Below are 3,536 nucleotides of genomic sequence, written 5' to 3'. Positions count from 1 at the left end.
GGTACCGGGTGCGGGTGAACCTGCAGCACGTCCCCGAACCGGAGCGTCCGCCACAGGAGGAGCTCATCGCCGACTACGACCCGTGGGCCGGCAAGCAGTGGCCGGGGCGCCCGGGGCCGTCGGAGTCCTGATCCTGGCGACGCGCAAACGGCCCCGCGACGCGCAAAAGGCCTGGCGACACCCGAATTTGGGTGTCGCCAGGCCGTTTGCGTGTCCTCAACGAAGATGCGTGTCGTCAGCCCCGTCGGGAACGCTGGCTGCCGAAGCCCGGCAGGCCCTGGACCCAGCGCGAGAAGCGGCCCGGAACATGCTCCCGGTCCGCGGGCAGATAGAAGTCCGGATCCGTTCCGCCTCCGAGGGGAAGGTAGAACTCCTGGACGGCGGGTGCCGCCGTGTGTTCCGGTGCGACCGGCGTTGTGTCCTGCTGGTACATCTGATCCTCCTCCGAGGTGGGTTGATGATACTTTGATGATTCCGCAAAGTGGAAAAGAACTTTTGCTATGTGAAATAGCCTAAACTGCCGGATCTCGGTACGTCAATGGTCCGGGCGACCCTCGGTCACAAACTGATTTTTCAGATTGTGATGTACACCACCCCGAAGCTGGGCTATTCTGGTACCCAACTCGTGGCGCAAGTCACGTAACCTGGGAGCAGCAGGCAGGGTCGTAATGAGCTGACATCAATTGATGTCGGCTCATTTTTTGTTGGGCCGACGGTACTAGAAACGCGCGGGAAATGCGCGCTTAATTTCTATGTGGAACCTTGGTCCCACATACCTGAAGTTGGGAATCTGACCATGAGCAGCAACATCATCCTCGGCCACAACCAGTACGGAAAGGCCGAAGTCCGCGTCGTCAAAGTCACCCGCGACACCGACCGCCACCAGATCGAAGACCTGAACGTCACCTCGCAGCTGCGCGGCGATTTCGAGGCTGCGCACCTCCAGGGCGACAACGCCCACGTCGTCGCCACGGACACCCAGAAGAACACCATCTACGCCTTCGCCAGGGCGGGCGTTGGCTCCCCCGAAGCCTTCCTTCTTCGCCTCAGCGAGCACTTCACGTCAGGCTTCGACTGGGTTACGGGCGGCCGCTGGGAAGCCGAGTCCTACACCTGGGACCGCATCCAGTCGCACGGCTCCGAACACGACCACAGCTTTGTCCGGAACGGGCAGGAAGTCCGTACCGCCGTTGTGGTCCGGGACGGCAACACCACGCACCTGATCTCCGGGCTCAAGGACCTGACCGTCCTGAAGACCACCCAGTCCGGCTTTGTCGGCTACCCGCGAGATAAGTACACCACCCTGCCCGAGACCACGGACCGCATCCTGGCCACGGATGTTTCCGCCCGCTGGCGCTACAGCACGGGCCTGGACCACACGGCCACGGACTTCAACAAGAGCTACGAGGACATCAAGGCCCTCCTGCTCGAGGGCTTCACGGAGAACTACTCCCACGCCCTGCAGCAGACCCTGTTCGACATGGGCAAGAAGGTCCTGGAAGCACACGGCGAAGTGGACGAGATCAAGTTCTCGATGCCCAACAAGCACCACTTCCTGGTTGACCTCAGCCCGTTCGGGCTCGACAACCCCAACGAGGTCTTCTTCGCCGCGGACCGCCCCTACGGCCTGATCGAGGCCACGGTCCAGCGCGAAAACTCAGGCACGGCCCCCGCCGCCTGGAACGGCATCGCCGGCTTCTGCTGATCTGCCACCGGGTCTCGACGGGCTCGACCACCGGACCAAACCCGGTGGTTGGGCCCGTCTACGGTGATTGAGCTTGTCGAAATCAACCGGCCCCAAAGCCCCAAATTGTTAGCCAGACATTGTTAGCCAGACGAAGGCGTCTGCCATGAACCAAGAAAGTCTGCCATGAACAGCAAGAAGAAGTCCCGGCCCGCGTCGACTAGTTCCGCGGCCCGCCCCGAGGACAAGCGCCTCTCGATCGGAAGCACGTTCGCGTACGGTTTCCAACACGTTTTGACCATGTATGGCGGCATCATCGCCCCGCCGCTCATCATCGGAGCCGCGGCCGGTATGTCCGCCACGGACATCGGCCTGCTCATCGCGGCCTGCCTGTTCGTCGGCGGCCTCGCCACCATCCTGCAGACCGTGGGCATCCCGTTCTTTGGATCTCAACTGCCCCTGGTACAGGGCGTCTCGTTCGCCGGCGTCTCCACCATGGTGGCGATCGTGCAGGGCGGCGGCGGCATCCAGGCCGTCTTCGGCTCGGTGATTGTGGCGTCCCTGATCGGCCTGGCCATCACGCCGCTCTTCTCCAGAATCATCAAGTTCTTCCCGCCCGTGGTCACCGGCACCGTCATCACCACGATCGGCCTGACGCTGATGCCGGTCGCCGCCAACTGGGCCATGGGCGGCAACGCCAAGGCCGAGAACTATGGGAGCGTGGCCAACATCGGCCTCGCCGCGGCCACCATGGGCATCGTCCTGCTGCTGAGCAAGGTGGGTAATGCCGCCATCTCCCGGCTGTCCATCCTGCTGGCCATGGTGATCGGCACCGTGATCGCGCTGTTCACGGGCATGGCGGATTTCTCCAAAGTGGGCCAGGGCGACGTAGTTGCCTTCCCTACGCCGTTCGCCTTTGGCCTGCCGACCTTTGAGATTGCGGCGATCATTTCGATGCTGATTGTCATCCTGGTGACGCTCACCGAGACCTCGGCGGACATCATCGCCGTCGGCGAGATCGTGGACACCAAGGTGGACTCCCGCCGCATCGGCGACGGCCTGCGGGCGGACATGCTCTCAAGCGCCATCTCGCCCCTGTTCAACTCCTTCACCCAGAGCGCCTTCGCCCAGAACGTTGGCCTCGTGGCCATCACGGGCATCAAGAGCCGCTTCGTCGTGAGCGCCGGCGGGCTCATCCTGGTGATCCTGGGCCTGCTGCCCATCCTCGGCCGTGTGGTCGCAGCGGTTCCGACCCCCGTCCTGGGCGGCGCCGGCGTCGTACTCTTTGGAACGGTGGCCGCCAGCGGCATCCGCACGCTCGCAAAGGTGGAGTACAAAAACAACATGAACCTGGTCATCGTGGCCGCCTCCATCGGCTTTGGCATGATCCCGATTGCGGCCCCGAAGTTCTACGACCAGTTCCCGTCCTGGTTCTCCACGATCTTCCACTCGGGCATCAGCTCGGCCGCCGTCATGGCCATCCTGCTGAACCTGCTCTTCAACCACCTCAAGGCCGGCAACTCGGAGAACCAGTCAGTGTTTGTGGCCGGCACCGCCCGGGTGGTCACCGAAGCCGACTTGAAGATCCTGGCCGACGGCGACCGTTACGAGGGCGGCAAGCTCATCGACGCCGAGGGCAAGGAAGTCCCGCTCAAGACGTCCGCGGAGCACTAACCCCAATGCCGTTCGGTTAGTCGTCTGGGTCGGGTGTCAAGATTCTCGTGGTGAGTGTCGCGGGGTAGGTTCGGTGGTCGATGGCACGGCCTTTGGCCCGGTATTTCGAGATCGCGCGTTTGATCACGCGGGGCCGGGTGCGTGTGCGGCGGTCGGGCATGAGATCGGCCCGTAGCGC

3 protein-coding genes are annotated in these 3,536 nt (G+C 63.4%); 2 read left to right on the top strand and 1 reads right to left on the bottom strand.

The genetic code is table 11. From position 1 onward, the window contains the following. Window positions 1-235: 235 nt before the first annotated feature. Complete coding sequence (locus NG698_RS21455; RefSeq protein ID WP_252602843.1) at window positions 236-433, bottom strand: hypothetical protein; 198 nt, start codon at window positions 431-433, stop codon at window positions 236-238. A 363-nt stretch (window positions 434-796) separates the two neighbouring features. On the opposite strand from NG698_RS21455, the gene pucL reads away from it, so the two are divergent. Continuing rightward, entirely contained in the window at window positions 797-1,705 is a 909-nt protein-coding gene (pucL, locus tag NG698_RS21450; RefSeq protein WP_252602841.1) for a factor-independent urate hydroxylase, read from the top strand. 165 nt (window positions 1,706-1,870) lie between these two features. Then, window positions 1,871-3,358, top strand: coding sequence for a nucleobase:cation symporter-2 family protein (locus NG698_RS21445; RefSeq protein ID WP_252602840.1), 1,488 nt, complete (start codon window positions 1,871-1,873; stop codon window positions 3,356-3,358). Window positions 3,359-3,536 lie beyond the last annotated feature (178 nt).

Origin of the sequence: Pseudarthrobacter raffinosi (genome assembly GCF_023913735.1) — a bacterium.
Lineage (GTDB): Bacteria > Actinomycetota > Actinomycetes > Actinomycetales > Micrococcaceae > Arthrobacter > Arthrobacter raffinosi.
This window is presented reverse-complemented; position numbering and strand designations above follow the sequence as displayed.

Excerpts from the sequence above, each read along its gene's own strand:
- NG698_RS21455 (WP_252602843.1), bottom strand. The coding sequence starts at position 433 with ATGTACCAGCAGGACACAACGCCGGTCGCACCGGAACACACGGCGGCA.
- pucL (WP_252602841.1), top strand. The coding sequence starts at position 797 with ATGAGCAGCAACATCATCCTCGGCCACAACCAGTACGGAAAGGCCGAA.
- NG698_RS21445 (WP_252602840.1), top strand. The coding sequence starts at position 1,871 with ATGAACAGCAAGAAGAAGTCCCGGCCCGCGTCGACTAGTTCCGCGGCC.